This window comes from Arthrobacter sp. 01N442 (genome assembly GCF_056399345.1).
The window spans coordinates 201,726-218,383 of record NZ_JBFTRD010000007.1 but is presented as its reverse complement, the minus strand read 5'-3'; the positions used below and the strand labels follow the sequence as shown (position 1 = coordinate 218,383).

General features: G+C 68.4%; 16 protein-coding genes and 2 riboswitches. Of the genes, 11 read left to right on the top strand and 5 right to left on the bottom strand.

All coding sequences use genetic code 11. The features are described from left to right. Position 1: 1 nt before the first annotated feature. The 4 genes from AC1DNC_RS15325 to AC1DNC_RS15310 all read right to left on the bottom strand — a co-directional run bounded on the left by AC1DNC_RS15325 (position 2) and on the right by AC1DNC_RS15310 (position 5,162). Positions 2-712 carry a response regulator transcription factor gene (locus AC1DNC_RS15325; RefSeq protein ID WP_476863405.1) on the bottom strand — a complete coding sequence of 237 codons (711 nt, stop codon included), beginning with the start codon at positions 710-712 and terminating at the stop codon, positions 2-4. A gap of 67 nt (positions 713-779) precedes the next feature. After that, positions 780-2,426: a DNA repair helicase XPB gene (locus tag AC1DNC_RS15320; protein WP_476863382.1), complete on the bottom strand. Its 1,647-nt coding sequence runs from the start codon at positions 2,424-2,426 to the stop codon at positions 780-782. Next, complete coding sequence (locus AC1DNC_RS15315) at positions 2,423-4,918, bottom strand: helicase-associated domain-containing protein (protein ID WP_476863381.1); 2,496 nt, start codon at positions 4,916-4,918, stop codon at positions 2,423-2,425. The genes AC1DNC_RS15320 and AC1DNC_RS15315 overlap by 4 nt, the downstream gene beginning before the upstream one ends. Positions 4,919-4,928: 10 nt before the next feature. After that, positions 4,929-5,162 carry a hypothetical protein gene (locus AC1DNC_RS15310; RefSeq protein WP_476863380.1) on the bottom strand — a complete coding sequence of 78 codons (234 nt, stop codon included), beginning with the start codon at positions 5,160-5,162 and terminating at the stop codon, positions 4,929-4,931. 177 nt (positions 5,163-5,339) lie between these two features. On the opposite strand from AC1DNC_RS15310, the gene AC1DNC_RS15305 reads away from it, so the two are divergent. From AC1DNC_RS15305 to AC1DNC_RS15295, 3 genes are read left to right on the top strand one after another with little or no spacing between them, the layout of a single operon-like run. Then, positions 5,340-5,723 carry a cold shock domain-containing protein gene (locus AC1DNC_RS15305; protein WP_175322024.1) on the top strand — a complete coding sequence of 128 codons (384 nt, stop codon included), beginning with the start codon at positions 5,340-5,342 and terminating at the stop codon, positions 5,721-5,723. Positions 5,724-5,732: 9 nt separating this feature from the next. After that, the gene (locus AC1DNC_RS15300; protein ID WP_476863379.1) at positions 5,733-6,284 is read left to right on the top strand and encodes a DUF3027 domain-containing protein; all 552 of its coding nucleotides are present in this window, start codon (positions 5,733-5,735) and stop codon (positions 6,282-6,284) included. A gap of 42 nt (positions 6,285-6,326) precedes the next feature. Continuing rightward, on the top strand, positions 6,327-7,670 hold the full coding sequence (locus AC1DNC_RS15295; protein ID WP_476863378.1) for an MFS transporter: 1,344 nt from the start codon (positions 6,327-6,329) through the stop codon (positions 7,668-7,670). A gap of 20 nt (positions 7,671-7,690) precedes the next feature. Here AC1DNC_RS15295 and serC read toward each other — a convergent pair whose 3' ends face one another. Then, positions 7,691-8,821 (bottom strand): phosphoserine transaminase, encoded by a 1,131-nt coding sequence (gene serC, locus AC1DNC_RS15290; protein WP_476863377.1) that lies wholly within the window; start codon positions 8,819-8,821, stop codon positions 7,691-7,693. Positions 8,822-9,170: 349 nt separating this feature from the next. On the opposite strand from serC, the gene AC1DNC_RS15285 reads away from it, so the two are divergent. The 8 genes from AC1DNC_RS15285 (at position 9,171) to fdhD (ending at position 16,632) form a co-directional block, all read left to right on the top strand. After that, the gene (locus tag AC1DNC_RS15285) at positions 9,171-9,863 is read left to right on the top strand and encodes an iron-dependent transcriptional repressor DtxR (protein ID WP_476863376.1); all 693 of its coding nucleotides are present in this window, start codon (positions 9,171-9,173) and stop codon (positions 9,861-9,863) included. A 121-nt stretch (positions 9,864-9,984) separates the two neighbouring features. Continuing rightward, positions 9,985-10,226, top strand: a riboswitch (cyclic di-AMP (ydaO/yuaA leader). Between the two features lie 4 nt (positions 10,227-10,230). Further along, complete coding sequence (locus tag AC1DNC_RS15280) at positions 10,231-11,049, top strand: M23 family metallopeptidase (RefSeq protein WP_476863375.1); 819 nt, start codon at positions 10,231-10,233, stop codon at positions 11,047-11,049. Positions 11,050-11,195: 146 nt separating this feature from the next. Beyond that, a riboswitch (cyclic di-AMP (ydaO/yuaA leader) is annotated at positions 11,196-11,354 on the top strand. Positions 11,355-11,617: 263 nt separating this feature from the next. Next, positions 11,618-12,370, top strand: coding sequence for an NlpC/P60 family protein (locus tag AC1DNC_RS15275; RefSeq protein ID WP_476863374.1), 753 nt, complete (start codon positions 11,618-11,620; stop codon positions 12,368-12,370). A 233-nt stretch (positions 12,371-12,603) separates the two neighbouring features. Then, positions 12,604-13,104, top strand: coding sequence for an HNH endonuclease (locus AC1DNC_RS15270; protein WP_441418266.1), 501 nt, complete (start codon positions 12,604-12,606; stop codon positions 13,102-13,104). A 60-nt stretch (positions 13,105-13,164) separates the two neighbouring features. Continuing rightward, entirely contained in the window at positions 13,165-13,902 is a 738-nt protein-coding gene (gene mobA / locus AC1DNC_RS15265; RefSeq protein WP_476863373.1) for a molybdenum cofactor guanylyltransferase, read from the top strand. After that, entirely contained in the window at positions 13,886-14,173 is a 288-nt protein-coding gene (locus tag AC1DNC_RS15260) for a DUF6457 domain-containing protein (RefSeq protein ID WP_476863372.1), read from the top strand. The genes mobA and AC1DNC_RS15260 overlap by 17 nt, the downstream gene beginning before the upstream one ends. Further along, positions 14,170-15,663 (top strand): molybdopterin-binding protein, encoded by a 1,494-nt coding sequence (locus tag AC1DNC_RS15255; protein WP_476863371.1) that lies wholly within the window; start codon positions 14,170-14,172, stop codon positions 15,661-15,663. Before AC1DNC_RS15260 ends, AC1DNC_RS15255 begins: the two co-directional genes overlap by 4 nt. Positions 15,664-15,747: 84 nt before the next feature. Next, positions 15,748-16,632 (top strand): formate dehydrogenase accessory sulfurtransferase FdhD, encoded by an 885-nt coding sequence (fdhD, locus tag AC1DNC_RS15250; RefSeq protein WP_476863370.1) that lies wholly within the window; start codon positions 15,748-15,750, stop codon positions 16,630-16,632. The last annotated feature ends 26 nt before the right edge of the window (positions 16,633-16,658 follow it).

The following is a 16,658-nucleotide window of genomic DNA, read 5'->3' as shown; positions in this document are numbered from 1 at the left end:
GTCAGCGCTTCTCAGCCGTCCGCAGCACGTAGCCGACGCCCCGCTTCGTCTGGATCAGGGCCGGCGCCGTGGGGTCGATGTCCACCTTGCGGCGGAGGTAGGAGATATAGGACTCCACAATCGACGCGTCCCCGTTGAAGTCATACTCCCAGACGTGGTCCAGGATCTGCGCCTTGGAAAGCACCCGGTTCGGGTTGAGCATGAGGTAGCGCAGCAGCTTGAACTCGGTGGGGGAGAGCTCGATCACCGTGCCGCCGCGGCGAACCTCGTGGGCGTCGTCGTCGAGCTCCAGGTCGTCGACGCGGATGACGGCGTCGTCGTCCTGCAGCGGCTGGGTGCGGCGCAGCACGGCGCGGATGCGGGCCACCACCTCGTCGAGGCTGAACGGTTTGGTGACGTAGTCGTCGCCGCCGACGGTGAGGCCGGTGACCTTGTCCTCGGTGTCGTCCTTGGCGGTCAGGAACAGCACGGGGAAGTGCTTGCCCGCCGCGCGCAGCCGGCGGGTGACGGTGAACCCGTCCATGTCCGGCAGCATCACGTCGAGGACGGCGAGGTCCGGGGAGTGGAGTTCCGCGGCGGCGAGGGCATCGCGGCCGGTGCCGGCGGAGACGACCTCGAACCCTGCGAAGCGCAGCGAGGTAGAAAGCAGCTCGCGGATGTTGGGTTCATCATCGACGACGAGCAGCTTGGCTTCGGGACCGTTCTTTTTCATGGTTCCCATGATGCTCCCAGACTCTGTGAGTTTTCTGGAAGGCGGATGGGTGTTGGATGGGCGTCCGCTAGTTGCCGGCGCCGACGTCCTTGGCGTCCATGATCCGGTACGCGTAGCCCTGCTCGGCCAGGAAGCGCTGCCGCTTGGCCGCGAAGTCCTGGTCCAGGGTGTCCCTCGCCACGAGCGAGTAGAAGCGCGCGGCGCGGCCGTCCTGCTTGGGCCGCAGCAGCCGTCCCAGCCGCTGGGCCTCCTCCTGGCGTGAGCCGAAGGAACCGGAAACCTGGATTGCCACCGAGGCCTCCGGCAGATCGATGGAGAAGTTGGCGACCTTGGACACGACGAGGGTCTGGACTTCACCGGCGCGGAACGCGTCGAAGAGCCGCTGGCGCTCCTTGACCGAGGTGTCGCCCTTGATCACGGGTGCCTGGAGGCGCTCGCCGATCTCGTCCAGCTGGTCGATGTACTGCCCGATCACGAGCAGCTGCTCGCCGGCATGTTCGGCCACGAGCCGCTCCACGATCCCGGTCTTGGTCTCGGACGTGGCGCAGAGCCGGTACTTGTCCGCGTCCTCGGCCATCGCGTAGGCCACCCGTTCGTCCCGGGGCAGGTCGATCCGGACCTCCACGCAGTCGGCCGGCGCGATGTAGCCCTGCGCCTCGATGTCCTTCCACGGGGCGTCATAGCGTTTGGGTCCGATCAGGCTGAACACCTCGCCTTCCCGGCCGTCCTCGCGGACCAGGGTGGCGGTCAGCCCGAGGCGGCGGCGCGCCTGCAGGTCCGCGGTCATCCGGAAGATCGGCGCCGGCAGCAAGTGCACCTCGTCGTAGATGATGAGGCCCCAGTCGTTGCCGTCCACCAGTTCCAGGTGCGGGTACAGCCCGCCGCGCTTGGTGGTGAGCACCTGGTAGGTGGCGATCGTGACCGGGCGGACCTCCTTGACGGAGCCGGAGTATTCGCCGATTTCCTCCTCGGTGAGGGAGGTCCGCTTGAGCAGCTCGTCCTTCCACTGCCGCGCGGAGACCGTGTTGGTTACCAGGATCAGCGTGGTGGTGGAACTGGTGGCCATCGCGGCGGCACCCACCAGGGTTTTGCCGGCCCCGCAGGGGAGCACGACGACGCCGCTGCCGCCGGCCCAGAAGTTCTCCGTCGCCAGCTGCTGGTAGGGCCGGAGTTTCCAGCCGGACTCGTTGAGCATGATGGGGTGCGGCGTGCCGTCCACGTAGCCGGCGAAGTCCTCCGCGGGCCAGCCGATCTTGAGCAGCAGCTGCTTGAGCTGGCCACGCTGGGACGAATGCACCACCACGGTCTCGCCATCGATGCGCGGCCCCAGCAGCGGGGCGATCTTCTTGGCGCGGCTGACTTCCTCGAGGACCGGATAGTCGGACGTACGCATCACGAGGCCGTGCTGCGGATCTTTCTCCAGCCGAAGCCGGCCGTAGCGGGACATAGTCTCTTCGATGTCGATCAGCAGCGAATGCGGGACCGGGAACCGGGAGTACTTGAGCAGTGTGTCCAGGACTTGTTCGGCGTCCAGCCCAGCCGCCCGGGCGTTCCACAGTCCCAGCGGCGTGAGGCGGTAGCTGTGGACATGCTCCGGAGCGCGCTCCAACTCGGCGAACGCCGCGATGGCATGACGCGCCTCGGTGGCCTGTTCGTGGTCCACCTCAAGCAGGATGGTCTTGTCACTCTGGACGATCAGCGGTCCGTCATTCACTGGAGCAGTTCCTCTGTGCCTTCAACATCAATGATCCGGTGGATGGACAGAACCCGTTCGGTTTCCTTGGCCGGATCGAACACGCGCACACGACCGCCATTCACTGCTACCGGAACAACGGTTTCGCGGGTGGCATTCCCCAGCCCGTCCACGATGTTCATCACCACCCGCTGCTTGAGCCGGATGGCCTTCTGCAGGGTCTCCAGGCCGAGCTGTGTCGCCGTCTCGCCGGCGGCCTCCGCGGCTGTTCCGTGTCCGCCGGGGGCGGCGTGGGCGGAGGAACCGCCGTCGCGCAGCACCGCGAGCTGGGCGTCGACGTCGGCGTCGGCGGGCGCGGTGCGCGGCGCGGTGTAGACCGGCCGGACGCTGCCCGGTACGGCGGTGTTGCGGCGGAGCCGGATGGCGGCGGAACCGGATTCCTCCACCGCGGGGGAGAGGCCGAGCCCGCGCAGCAGCGCGGCGGCTTCCCGGGGCGCGGCGTGCGAGATCAGCACGGTCGGCGCGATCCGGACCAGGCCCAGCCCGGACGCCGCGGGGTTGTTGAGCAGTTCCAGCAGGGCTGTCTCGTCCTCGCTCTGGATGAAGCTCGCGGCCGTGCCCACCCGGAGCCGGGCATGGCGGGCGGCGGTGTCTTCAATGAGGTACTCCAGCGGCTGGGGGACGGCGGTGGCCGAGTGCTCGCGCAGGAAGTCCAGCAGCGCGCCGGCGTCCTGCCCGCTGTCCAGGGCGCGCCGGACCGAGGCGACCGAAAAACGGTAGATCGTGGCCGGCCCCTGGCCTTCCGCGTCCGCCATTGTCAGGAGTTTCTCGCTTAACTCCGGGTCCAGGTAGCCGGGGGCGACGGCGGTCAGGTCCGCCTGGAGCAGCACGTGGTTCAGCGCCGCAGGCAGGTGCTCGCCGAGGATGGTCAGGGCTTCGTCCGGCTGCTCGACGGCGATCGCCGCACCGATTTGGCTAAGGGCGCCGGATCCGATCAGGCCCAGCATCTCGGCTTCGGCGAGAACGCCCTGAATGAGCGAACTGAACCGGCGCGCCATCCGCGGCTGCGACCATTCTGCCCGTTCCAGCACGGCGCCGGCGTCCAGCACGGGCGCTTCTCCGTCGGCCGCGGCGGCCTCCTCGGTGAGCTCGTTGAGGATTTCCAGGATCCGTTTCCGGACCACGGGGGCGTCCGGCCGCTGGGCCTCCGCGGAGAGGGCATTGACGCTGCTGCCCGCGGGGCCGCGGTGCGCCTGCGCGGTGGCGACCCCGCTGACCGGCTGCCCGACCAGGGACGGGATCCGTTCGCTGGCAAGCCAGGCGTTGACCAGCCACAGCCACTGCTCCTGCCGGGGCAGGGTCAACCATTCCAGCTGCGGTGCCTGGGTCCAGACGGAGCTGTCCACGTCCAGGCGGAGCAGCCCGGAGAGGGCGCACAGTTCGGCGAGGACGCCGGCCTCATGGACGTCGATCCGCAGGGCGTCCGCGAGGCGTTTCATTTCCCGGATGCCCACGCCGCCGCTGCGCAAGGTGGCGAGCGGCTGCTCGCGCACGGCGTACAGCAGTTCGCCGGTCAGCCGCAGCGTTTCGGCAATGGCGCCCAGCGCGGCGTTGCGGCGCAGCGATGCGCTGGTGTGCCCCAGCTGCGGTACCGGCGGACTGAGCGCGAAGTGCTCGATGACGAACCCGCCGCGGAGCGCCACGCCCACGCTGTGCGGGAGCTCCACATGGGCTGCGTCCAGGGGCACCAGCAGCCCTCGGGCCAGCAGCCAGTCGACGGGCCCGACGTCGGAGCCTTCGTTCAGCACGGAGGCGCGGCGCTGAGCCTGGGGCACTGCGCCCATGGCCCAGTTTCCGAAACGCGCGAGCAGCGCCGCGGTGCGGTCCGGGGCGGTGGCGAGGAGCTCCTGCAGGGCCTCCGGCGACGCGGTCCAGTGCTGCAGGGACAGCGCGGCCTCCATCGGGGTGCTGGCGGGGGAGATGTCGGCGCCGGTGCGGTGCAGTTCGCCGACAAGTTGCACCACGCGCTGCGCGAAGGCGGGCTGGAGCCGGACGAGCTCGGTGTAGCTGCGCCCCAGGCCGGCGGGGTAGATGCCGATGACGTCCTTGAGGCTGCCGACCGGAAGGTAGTGGCGCTGCCGGCTCGCGGCCTGGCCCACGCCGTGCGGGGGTTCGGCCCGGTGCACGAGCGCCAGTTCCTGCAGGGAGTGGAGCAGCCGATCGAGTGCCGCGACGGTGGAGCCGTTGATCAGCCGCTTGAGCGTTGCGGCGGACGCGCTGTGCCCGGTGTCCGTGTTGGTGCACAGGTGCAGGGTTTCGAGCACCTGCATCTGCGGACGGTTCAAGCGTTCCAGTGCCCGCTGCACGCTGACCCGGCCGCTGGCCCGGGCGGCGAGGGCGGAGAAATCCGGCACCGAGGGGGTCATCAGGTCCGGCCGCGCGGAGAACAGGGCCCGCAACGAGTCGTCGCTGCGTGCCTGCAGTTCCTTGCTGAGCGCGCGGATGAGGGACATCAGTCCAACGTTACCTTTCGCCGTGCCCGGGCGTCCGGCGTCGGGCGACGACGGCGTCAACCACCAGGGCGACCATGAGCAGGAACGCCACCGGCAGCCCGTAGAGCGCGGTGGACGTGATCCAGGCCGGTGCCACCACGTTGTTGAAGGCCATGGCCATGACGGCTCCGACAGCCGCCAGCGAGAGTGCGGCAACGGCGGCAGCAAGAATCAAGAGGGGCCGCCGGAAGCGCTGTGCAGTCATGGAGCCAACGCTAACAGCCCGGCTTCGCCCGCGCCTCAAGCCGTCAAAGTAGCCAAGGCAGGATAACCTTAGAGGAACAGACCAACACGGTCCGGGCAGTCACACCCTGAACCCGCATATCCATGCGGATGCGGTGACCGCCGGCCGCGTCCCCGCAGAACGAAGAAGGTTGATTACGTGCCCACCGGCAAGGTCAAGTGGTATGACAAGGAAAAAGGCTTCGGATTCCTCGCAGGCGAAGACGGCCAGGAAGTCTTCCTGCCTAAGTCGGCGCTGCCCGAGGGTGTCACGGAGCTGAAGGCCGGAACCCGGGTGGAGTTCGGCGTGGCCGACGGCCGCAAGGGAGCCCAGGCCCTGGGCCTGCGGGTGCTGGACAAGACCCCTTCGATAGCCAAGGCCAAGCGGCCCAGCGCGAAGGACCTCGCGCCGCTGGTGCAGGACCTCGTCAGCGTGCTGGACAACCTCTCCGGAACGCTGTCCGCGGGCAAGTACCCGGAAGGCAACAAGGCCAAGGCGATCGCCGTCGCGCTGCGTAAGGTCGCCGACGAGCTGGACGCGTAAGGCCCTGCGATGACTCCGGAACCTGAACAGAACGCCCCGGCGGCCGGTGCGGCCGCCAAGGCCGTCGGCGCCAAAGCAGGATCCAAGCCCCGCTACGGCGTGCCGGTCTGGCGCGTCGGCAAGCCCGATGCTTTCCTGGCCGCGTCCGTCGACGTCGCGCGCTCGGCTGTGGAAGGGATCGCGCCGGCAGAACAGATTGGCCGCCATCTGGGCGCCAAGAGTGAAGGCGACCGCCTGGTTACGCACCTCTTCGAGTCCAAGCTGCCCGGCTACGGCGGCTGGCAGTGGTACGCGGTGCTGACGCGGAACTCGCGCTCCAAGACCGTGACAGTCGATGAGCTGGGGCTGCTGCCCTCCGAGGACTCCATCCTGGCCCCGGAATGGGTGCCGTGGGCCGAACGGGTTCGGCCCGAGGACGCGCAACAGGACGACGCCGCCGAAACTCCCGCTGCCGGGGCCCCGGCGCATGAGCCAGCCGGGGCAGGTTCCGCGGACACGCAGGCAGAGCCCGCCGACGCCGACGGTACGGTCCAGGGCGAGTCCGCCGTCGAGGCCGACTAACGGTTTGGCGCCGTTCGGGAGCATGCAGTGGAAGGTCGGGACATGAGGTCCACCTTCAAATCGCTGCACATCCTGAACTACCGCATCTGGTTCATTGGGGCCCTGATCTCCAATATCGGAACCTGGATGCAGCGCACCGCGCAGGACTGGCTCGTCTTTGACCACCTGAGCGACCAGGACGCCGGCGCGATGGGCATCACCATGGCCCTGCAGCTGGGCCCGCAGCTTTTCCTCGCACCCGTCGCCGGGCTGGTTGCCGACCGCTTCAACCGCAGGCAACTGCTGGTGATGACCCAGTCCTCCATGGCCCTGCTGAGCGCGGCGCTCGGCGCCCTGGTCCTGTCCGGAGCGGCGCAGCTCTGGCACGTCTACGTCTTCGCGCTGCTGCTGGGCGTCGTGTCCGCCGTGGACGCGCCGGTACGCCAGACCTTCGTTTCCGAGCTGGTGCGCGACGACTACCTGCCCAACGCCGTCGCCCTCAACAGTGCCTCCTTCAATGTCGCACGGATGATCGGACCCGCCGTCGCGGGCCTGCTGACCGTGGCCATCGGGCCCGGCTGGGTCTTCCTGATTAACACGCTCACCTTCGTGGCGCTGCTCCTGAGCCTGGCCAGGATCCCGGCCGCTTCGCTCCGGCAGCTGCCCAAGGCCCCCGCCGGCAAGGGCAGGATCCGCGAGGGACTGCGCTACGTCCGCTTCCGGCCGGACATCGTGGTGGTGCTGGTGGCCGTCTTCATCGTGGGCACCCTGGGGCTGAACTTCGTCCTCTTCATCGCCGCCATGGTCGGCACGGAATTCGGCCTCGACGCCGGCGCCTTCGGCCTGATGAACTCGATCATGGCGATTGGTTCGGTTGCCGGCGCACTGCTCTCCGCCGGACGGAACAAGCCGCGGATGCGGGTGATCTTCGGCGCGGCCGGCGCCTTCGGGCTGACCTCCGGCCTCGCCGCCCTGGCCCCGGATTACTTCTGGTTCGGCGTCGCGCTGGTGCCGGTCGGCCTGTTCGCGATCACCATGATGACCAGCGCCAACGGCTACGTCCAGACCACCACGGACCCTGTGATGCGCGGCAGGGTGATGGCCCTGTACATGGCGATCTTCATGGGCGGCACCCCCATCGGCGCGCCATTGGTCGGGTGGGTGGCCAACGTAGCCGGCGCCCGCTGGTCGATGGGCGTGGCGGCGGCGTCCGGGCTTATCGCGGCCGTGATCGGCATGGTCTGGATCATCCGGGCAAAGCAGCTGCGGATCGCCTTCAACCGGCGTGCGCGGGGGCTGCGTTATTTCCGGGTTGTCCCGGGCGGTGCGGCAACCGGCGCGGTTAGGGACGGGAAGCCGGACGGCGCCGCCCGGGCGGAAAACCCGAACGGCGCCGTCGACGGCTAAAGCTTTCGCGAGGGGCGGCCCTACTTTTTGAGTTCGCCCACCACGAAGTCGATGCACTCGAGCAGTGCGGAGACGTCGTCCGGATCAATCGCCACGAAGGTGGCGATCCGCAGCTGGTTCCGTCCCAGCTTCCGGTAAGGCTCGGTGTCCACGATGCCGTTGGCGCGCAGGACCTTGGCGATGGCCGAGGCGTCAATTGACTCGTCGAAGTCGATGGTCGCGATCACGTTGGACCGGTCCTCGGCCCGGGCCACGAACGGTGTGGCGTACTCGGAGGCCTCGGCCCAGCGGTAGATGCGTCCGGCTGAATCGGCGGTGCGTGCGGCGGCGAAGTCGAGGCCGCCGTTGGCGTTGAGCCACTGCACCTGCGCATCCAGCGTTACGAGGGTCGCCAGCGCCGGGGTGTTGTAGGTCTGGTTCAGGCGCGAGTTGTCGATCGCGGTCTGGAGGTCCAGGAAGTCCGGAATCCAGCGGCCGCTGGCCTTGATCCGGGCAGCGCGCTCCAGGGCTGCCGGGGAGAACAGCCCCAGCCACAGGCCGCCGTCGGAGGCGAAGTTCTTCTGCGGAGCAAAGTAGTAGACGTCGGCTTCGGTGACGTCCACGTCCAGGCCGCCGGCCGCGGAGGTGGCGTCCACCAGGACGAGGGAGCCTGCATCGGCCCCTGCCACGCGCTGGACCGGTGCGGCGACACCGGTGGAGGTCTCGTTCTGCGGCCAGGCGTACACGTCGACGCCCGCCTCGGCCTGAGCCTCGGGGCGGGTGCCCGGCTCGGACTTGATGATCGAGGACTCGGCGAGGAACGGGGCCTTGTTGGTGGCCGCGGCGAACTTGGAGCCGAACTCGCCGAAGGAGAGGTGCTGCGCCTTGTTCTCCACCAGGCCGAAGCTGGCGATGTCCCAGAACGCCGTGGAACCGCCGACGCCGAGGATGACCTCGTAGCCTTCGGGGGCGCGGAAGAAGTCACTCAGGCCGGTACGGACCGACCCCACGAGGTTCTTGACCGGTGCCTGGCGGTGCGAGGTTCCCAGCAGCGTCGCCGACGCCGCGGACAGGGCCGCCATCTGCTCGGGCCGGACCTTCGACGGGCCGGCGCCAAACCGCCCGTCCTTCGGCAGGAGGTTCGCAGGGATGGTGATGCTGGTGTCGCTCACAGTGGCTCCAATTTTCGGCTGGGTGCGTGGCGTGGCTCGGACGGGCCCCTGCCGGGCGTGGCCGGGACCCGCTATTTATTCTGCCCGACGGCGCCATCCGGGCGGGAACTGCGGCCGTCACAGTCCGGTCATTGAGACGCCGGTGGGGGAGTCCGGCGGGTGCCCTGCGGGAGCCCGCCAAAGGTGCGGGCGGCAGCTCGCACGGGTCAGCCCGAAGACAGGCAGATTATTCGGACAAATTCAAAATAGGCTAGGCTATGCGGTGACGTACGGCGGATCTCGCCGGGGCGCTTCCCGCACGTTGTACGGTGGGAATGACGCAAGGACGGCGCTCGAGGAGCTGAGCTGAATGACGGATCTGATCGATACCACTGAGATGTATCTTCGGACCATCCTGGAACTTGAAGAAGAGAACATCGTCGCCCTCCGCGCCCGAATTGCCGAACGCCTCCGCCACTCCGGCCCCACCGTCTCCCAGACTGTCGGGCGGATGGAACGGGACGGCCTCGTGGTTGTTTCCGGGGACCGGCACCTCGAACTGACCGACACGGGCCGCAAGCGTGCCATCGAAGTCATGCGCAAGCACCGCCTGGCCGAGCGGCTGCTCGCCGACGTGATCGGACTGGATTGGGCCTACGTCCACGAGGAAGCGTGCCGCTGGGAGCATGTCATGAGCGAACGGGTGGAGCGCCGCATCTTCGAAATGCTGGACCATCCGACCGTTTCCCCCTACGGGAACCCGATCCCCGGACTCGCCGAACTGGGCGGGCTCCCGACGCCGGAACGCGGCGGAGTGGTAAACCTGCTGGAGGCGATGGCCGGGTACGGCGCGGACTCCCGGATCACCGTCAACCGCTTGGCCGAGCCGATCCAGGTTGAGCCGGAGCTGTTGCTCCAGCTGGACGAGGGCGGAATCCGCCCCGGCGCCAGGGTGTCGCTGGAGCGCGTGGGCGAGTACATTTCGGTTCGGGTGCCGGACATTGAAGGGGCGCTCGAACTGCCGCCCGAGGTTGCCGCGCACGTCTTCGTTACCCTCGGGTAACCTGGCGTCGTATCCTGCCCCGAAATAGCCGGGGAGTTGTCCACAAGGGAGATCACGGAATTATCACCGTCTGCCTTAATCCCCTATAGTTGATGACTAGCACTGATACTAAAGCGTTATCTGATCCGAAGCCGAGCTCTGCCAGCGGATCAGTAGGCGATTCACCTTCTGGCAGAGGCGGGGGAACCACAACCGGCTGCATAATTCGGCAGCCTTGGGGTGAAGTCCGCTAGCGGCAGGCAAACTCAATCGGGAGCATTCTTGGATGCCCCTGTGCCTGGATGCCTGCACCGGCGGACCGGGTCTTTGATCTCTCTGACCCGAATCCGACAGCTAACTTCGCAGGCTATCCAGAGAGGAACCCTTCTTGACCACCCAGACCGTCAGGGGCCGCCGTCGTGCGACCGGTCCCGCTCCGGAGCCGCGCCCGGCCGCCGTCTTCCTTGACGAGCGCCCGCGCGACGCGCGCCGCGATGAGCGCCGCGGCCGGCGCAGCCCGCTCCGTCAGGTGTCAGACTTCGCCGCCGTCAGCGGCGTCGGGCAGAAGGCCGGCATCGCCTTGGCTGCCACGGGTCTGGTCCTGACAGTTACAGTCCCTGCCACCGGCCCGGTAATGGCCTCCGACCCCGCCCGGTCGGGATCCGTTTCCGCGGCGGCGCAGCCCGAGGTCAAAGCTCCGGCTGCCGAAATCAACTTCAACCGCACGGCCGTCACCACGAAGGGTGACCCGGACATTAAGCTCAAGCAGTTGCTGAGCGCCCAGTCCGTCGGCAGCATCACCCGGGCGGCATCCGCGGGCAGCCTCGGGGCTCCCCTGGACGTCATGGTCACTGCCTCGCCGTTCGGCTACCGGGTCAGTCCCATCACGGGAGCCCTCGGAGAATTCCACCGCGGGCAGGATTACGCAGCCCAGTGCGGCACCCCCGTGCATGCCGCTGCGAGCGGCACCGTAACTTTCTCCGGCTGGCATCCCTATGGGGGCGGCAACCGGGTCGTGATCGACCATGGCAACGGCCTGGAGACCACGTATAACCACTTGTCGTCGTCCGATGTCCACGTGGGCCAGCAGGTCTCCCGTGGTGATGTGGTGGCGATGAGCGGGACCACCGGCGCCTCCACCGGCTGCCACCTCCACTTCGAGGTGATGGTCAATGGAGAAGTTGTTGACCCGCTCGGCTGGCTTTAGCCAAGCCGAGGGACAGCTCGCATTTCTGTGACACGCCGTGATCTGAATGTGACATTGAGTCCCAACTGTTGTACCGTATGAAGCACGCCAACTTCTCCGAAGTTGGCGCTCTTGAGTGGATTGCCTAACTCTGCCACCGCTCAAGGTCCGTTCGCATGACATCGTCTGGCAGGGGCGGGGGAACCAATTTTGGTCTTCGCAAGAAGACCTAGGGGTTAAGTCGCAAAGCTTCCCAGGAAGCAGCGCGGCCGGGTGACTCCCATCCGAATCCGACAGCTCACCTCGTAGGCATTGGGAGAGGCTACTTTCGTGTCTTCACGCCACAATGCTGCGCGTTCTCGCGCTGGCGAGGCTCAGTTGAGCCCGCTGAACTCCATGCTCCGCGTTGCCCTTGCCGGCGCCCGGACTGGTTCACACAACGCAGTTCCCGCTTTTGGCGCGTCTTCGCAGTACACCCTTCGCTAAGAAACCCGTTTCGGGGCGATCCGGCGTACCCCCAAGATGCCGGAGCGTCCTCAGTCCCGCCTGCAAGCAGCGCGGACCCAAGGATCACGAAAGAGAGAACTAGATGACTACTCGTGCAACCATTGCACGCCACCGCGCGGAGGTCACCAAGACCAACTCGCTGGCTGTCATTGCTAAGGCCGTCGGCGACAACGCCGGTGGCATGGGTCGCCAGGCCGCGGTTATCGCTGCTGCCTCCGGCCTGGTCCTGACCAGCGGTATCGCAGCCAACGCTGCCGACACCAACGTTCAGCGTGAATCGGCTTCCGCTTCGGCCATGGAGGTACAGTCCAACGCACCGGCCACGATCTCCGCGGCCTCCAGCATCGCGATCTCCTACGAGAAGCCTGCTGTAAAGACCGCACCTGCCCCGGTCGCCGAGGCTGCCCAGCCCGTCGTCAACGTCCAGGAAGCCGGCACCGCCGCTACCGGCACCGGCACCGCGGCCACCGCATCGCTGGCCACCAAGGCTCCCGCCGCCGTCAGCGGCATGGGCGCCTCCATCGCTGCTGCTGCTTACGCTCAGATCGGTGTCTCCCAGGACTGCACCATGCTGGCCACCAACGCGCTGGCCGCAGTGGGCATCCACTACCACGGCTGGCCGGCAGGTTACCTGTCCCTGGGACGCACCGTGAGTGCCGCAGAGGCTCAGCCGGGTGACCTCGCCTACTACCAGAACGGTGGCATGGGCATGGCCCACATCGCCGTCTACGTCGGCAACGGCATGGCCGTCCACGGCGGCTGGAACGGCGGCACCACCGCGCTGTACAGCGTCAACGTCGGCTCCGGCCCGGTCTTCATCCGCGTCGGCGGCTAGGACTTAGGCGCCTCTAACGCCTGAAGCTTTGCGAAGGACCCCTGCCCCTGCGGCAGGGGTCCTTTGTCATGCGTAGCCGGCAACCGCATCGCGAGCCGAGAGTCCCGTCAAAGAAAAATTCGGCAATCCGGGCCTCCGGTGTTTACTCTTGTGGTGTCGATCCATAGCCCGACCATGCACAGGGCAGCCGGCCCTCGTGCCCCTGGCGGGTGCGGCCGTGAAGAGGTATGCGGATGCGCACTCTCGTTCTGAATGCTGGATATGAACCGCTGGCGGTAGTCACCTTCCGCCGGGCGCTGGTGCTTGTATTGACCGGTAAGGCCAGCGTGGTGGCCGAAGGGGACGATCCCGTGGTGGGTCCGCAGGATATCCTCGGCCGGCCAACCGTGATCCTGCTGAACCGGTACATCAGGCCGCGCTACAACACCCTGACGGCAGTCAGCCGTAGGGGAGTCCTGCGCCGGGACAACCACCGCTGCGCGTACTGCGGCAAGGCGGCCCACACCATCGACCATGTCCACCCCAAGTCTCGGGGCGGCGCGGATTCATGGGAGAACCTGGTGGCCGCCTGCCTGCGCTGCAACAACGCCAAGGGGGACCATACCCCCGCCGAAATGGGCTGGAAGCTCGGCTTCGTTCCGGGCCCGCCCAAGGGCACGATCTGGCAGATCAAGGAACTGGAGAAGCCAACGCCCGCCTGGGACCCGTTCCTGCTCCCCGAAAAGGCGCACTGACAAAGGCTGCTGACGCCGCGGGCCGGCTCTATCCGGTGACGGTAGGGCTAGGCTGGGTTGGTGGAATTCGACGCTATTGTTCTCGCCGGGGGCCGGTCGGCCAGGCTGGGCGGTGTGCCCAAGGCCCTGCTGGCGGTCGACGGCGCCACCCTGCTCGAGCGGTCGCTGCAGGCTGCCCGCGGAGCCCGCCGGATAGTCGTCGTCGGCCCCGCCGCCGGTAGCCTCCCGCCGGACGTGCTGGCCTGCCGCGAGGAACCGCCCTTCGCCGGTCCCGCCGCCGCGATTGCGGCCGGCCTCTCCACCTTGGCTGCCGCGGCAGGCCGGGGCGAGCCCGATGTCGGGCGCCCGGCACCCCTGACTCTCGTGCTGGCCTGCGACATGCCCCGCGTCGCGGCCGCCGTCCGCGCCCTGCTCGACGCGACGGCCGACTTGCCCGCAGAATTCCCCGCCGACTTGCCCGCCGGAGCGCCGGGCAGTGACGAGGCCGGTCCCAGGGACGGGGTCGTCGCCGTCTCGGCGGAAGGCCGAACGCAGCCACTCGTGGGGCTATATGGCACGGCCGCGCTAGAACGCGCCGTCGCCGACGCGGCCCGGCGGAACGCGCTTGAGGGCGGCTCGGTGTTCTCCCTCCTTGCTAGTCTTGAGCTGCGGGAGGTTCCGGCTCCGCCCGGCTCCACGGATGACGTGGATACTTGGGACGACGCCGCCGCTTTGGGGGCGTCGACTCCCGGCCAGGGACCGTCCGGGGCGCTGCAGCCCAACCTAACTTTGGAGGCAAACGGTGAAGAGCCAGGATGAAACGCTTGAAGACTGGTGCCGTGCGCTGCTCCAGGCACTTGAGCTCGAAGATGTCGAGATCGACATCAACGAGGTGCTGGGCCTGGCCGGTGTGGCGGCCCATTCGGTCGTCCGCCCCGCCGCGCCGCTGACCACTTTCATCGCCGGCTTTGCAGCCGGCCTGGCGTCCGGAACCGGGCAGGCGCCGGACGATGTCTCGATGCAGGCCGCCATGGGCGTCGCCCGGAAACTCGCCAAGGACTACGCCGCAGCCGAGGCCTCCGGGGCATGACCCCGGAACCCCCTCACGGCAGCCCCGGCGCCGACGCCGACGCTGAAACCGTCGCCGCCGACGCTGAAACCGAAGCCGCGGACGCCGAAACCGACGCCGGAACCAATGCGAGCGATGCCCCGGAGGCACCGCACCGGCATCTGGCGCACAGTTGGCAGGAAGCCCGGCAACTGGCCTTCGACTGCGCCGCGCCCATCCCCTCAGCGCCTGTGCCGCTGCGCCACGCCCTGGGTAGGACCCTGGCCGAGGATGTGACGGCCCTGCACGACATGCCGCACTACGCGTCCTCCGCGATGGACGGCTGGGCGGTCAGCGGCAGCGGGCCCTGGATCCTCGCCGAACCGGGCCAGCGGTTGGCCCCGCACCAGGCGAGTCCGATTGTCACCGGCGGCCTGATTCCGCCGGGTGCCAAGGCCGTGCTCCGCAGCGAGAGCGGCGTCATCGCCCCGGACGAGGACGGGCTTCCGGTCCTCAAACTCGGCGGCGGCGCCAAACCCGGCGAACCCCGCAATGGCGACCACATCCGCAAGGCCGCTGAGGAGGCGGCCGCCGGCGAACTGCTGATCCAGGCGGGCGCCGTGCTCAACCCGGCACACCTCGCCCTGGCCGCCCTCGCCGGGCACGACGCCCTGCCGGTCCTCGGCAAGGCCGTCGTCCGGCTGGTGTTCACCGGCGCCGAAGTCGTCAGCACCGGTGTACCCGCGCCGGGAGAGGTGCGGGACACCTTCGGCCCGCAACTTGCCGCCGTCGTGGAAATGCTCGGCGGGATTTGTGCGGGAGAGACCAAGATCGGGGACGACGACGCCGACTGGCTCGCCGCACTCGAAGATACCGAGGCGCCGGATGCCGGCAACGACACCCTCTCCGGCGCCGGAGACGGCGCGGAACCGTCCGAGGAGACGCTACCGGCCGACGTCGTCATCACCACCGGCGGTACCGGGCGCTCCGGCACCGACCACCTGAGACGGACGGTCGCGGAATTGGGCGGCAGGCTGCTGATCGACGGCATCGCGATGCGGCCAGGCCACCCCGCGGTCCTGGCAGAACTGCCGGACGGGCGCTTCGTCATCGGGTTGCCCGGCAACCCGCTCGCCGCCATGATGGCGCTGTCCACGATCGGCGCCCCGCTGCTGGCAGCGCTGGACCACAGGACGGCGCCTCCGGTGACCGAGGTGCCGTGCGGGACCATGATCGAGCCCGACCCCGGCCGCACCCGGCTGATGCCGTTCCGCATGGTGTACGGCATGGCATCGCCGGCGCAGCACACCGGCCCGGGCATGATGCGCGGTCTGGCGGCGGCCGACGGCATTCTGGTGGTCCCGCCGCACGGCGTGCAGCTGGGGGAGTTGGTGCCGGCGTTCGCCTTGCCGTGGGGAGCCGCCCTGCCGGAACCGGCCGCCGCCAAGCCCGCCGCAAAGCCGGCCACCAAGCGCGCCGCCAGGAAGCCGGCTGCGGACGGTCCGGTTGACTGGAGCGGGCTGCTTGGCTGACCCGCGAACCGGGGCCATGATGGATTCAGGGACTTGCCGCGCCACGCGGCAGGATCCGAACGCAATGTTTATGAGGAGTATCCGATGGGCCGCGTGACACAGCGCCGCAAGGTGCACAAATTTGTTCTGGACGGCTCGGCGCAGGCCTTGGAGTTCCCGGTCCGGCACCGGGAAGACGTGCTGGCGGTCGAGGAACCGCTCGAGATCCGGCTGGGTAATCTGTCCTTCTCCGTCACGATGCGGACCCCCGGCAACGACTTCGACCTCGTCGCCGGATTCCTGGTCTCGGAAGGGGTCATCTGGACGGCGGAGCAGCTCGTCTCGCTGCGCTTCTGCGCCGGCGAGGACGAGGATGGGGTCCAGACCTTCAACGTCGTTGAGGCCCAGCTGCGCCCCGACGTCGTCCGGCCGGACACAGGACGCAACTTCTTCACCTCCAGCTCCTGCGGGATCTGCGGAACCGACTCGATCGACGCCGTGCGTAAGTCCTCCCACTTCAGCCCCGTGGCGGACCCGCTGACCGTGCCGGTGGAGACGCTGGCTTCGCTGCCGGACCGGCTCCGCGAAGCCCAGGCCGTTTTCGATGTCACCGGCGGCGTGCACGCAGCGGGACTTTTCCGGATTTCCGACGACGGCTCGGCTGAACTGCTCTGCCTGCGGGAGGACGTAGGCCGGCACAACGCGGTGGACAAGGTGGTGGGCTGGGCGCTGCGGGAAGGCCTGCTGCCCCTGCGCGGGACCGTGCTCCAGGTATCGGGCCGGGCGTCCTTCGAGCTGGTGCAAAAGGCCTCGCTGGCCGGGATCCCGGTGCTGGCCGCCGTCAGCGCGCCCTCCAGCCTGGCCGTGGAACTCGCGGAAGCCAGCGGAATGACCCTCGCCGGTTTCAGCCGCGGCACCACCTTGAACGTGTACGCCGGCCACGAACGCGTGGCCCTGCGGCAGTCATCTGCCAGCGACGCACACGCATAACCTGCGTTGGCTTTACTGAGGCGGCC

Coding starts and splice junctions, on each gene's coding strand:
- AC1DNC_RS15255 (WP_476863371.1), top strand. CDS start 14,170: ATGACCCCGGAACCCCCTCACGGCAGCCCCGGCGCCGACGCCGACGCT.
- AC1DNC_RS15285 (WP_476863376.1), top strand. CDS start 9,171: ATGACGGATCTGATCGATACCACTGAGATGTATCTTCGGACCATCCTG.
- AC1DNC_RS15295 (WP_476863378.1), top strand. CDS start 6,327: ATGAGGTCCACCTTCAAATCGCTGCACATCCTGAACTACCGCATCTGG.
- AC1DNC_RS15315 (WP_476863381.1), bottom strand. CDS start 4,918: ATGTCCCTCATCCGCGCGCTCAGCAAGGAACTGCAGGCACGCAGCGAC.
- AC1DNC_RS15270 (WP_441418266.1), top strand. CDS start 12,604: ATGCGCACTCTCGTTCTGAATGCTGGATATGAACCGCTGGCGGTAGTC.
- fdhD (WP_476863370.1), top strand. CDS start 15,748: ATGGGCCGCGTGACACAGCGCCGCAAGGTGCACAAATTTGTTCTGGAC.
- AC1DNC_RS15300 (WP_476863379.1), top strand. CDS start 5,733: ATGACTCCGGAACCTGAACAGAACGCCCCGGCGGCCGGTGCGGCCGCC.
- AC1DNC_RS15310 (WP_476863380.1), bottom strand. CDS start 5,162: ATGACTGCACAGCGCTTCCGGCGGCCCCTCTTGATTCTTGCTGCCGCC.
- AC1DNC_RS15275 (WP_476863374.1), top strand. CDS start 11,618: ATGACTACTCGTGCAACCATTGCACGCCACCGCGCGGAGGTCACCAAG.
- AC1DNC_RS15325 (WP_476863405.1), bottom strand. CDS start 712: ATGAAAAAGAACGGTCCCGAAGCCAAGCTGCTCGTCGTCGATGATGAA.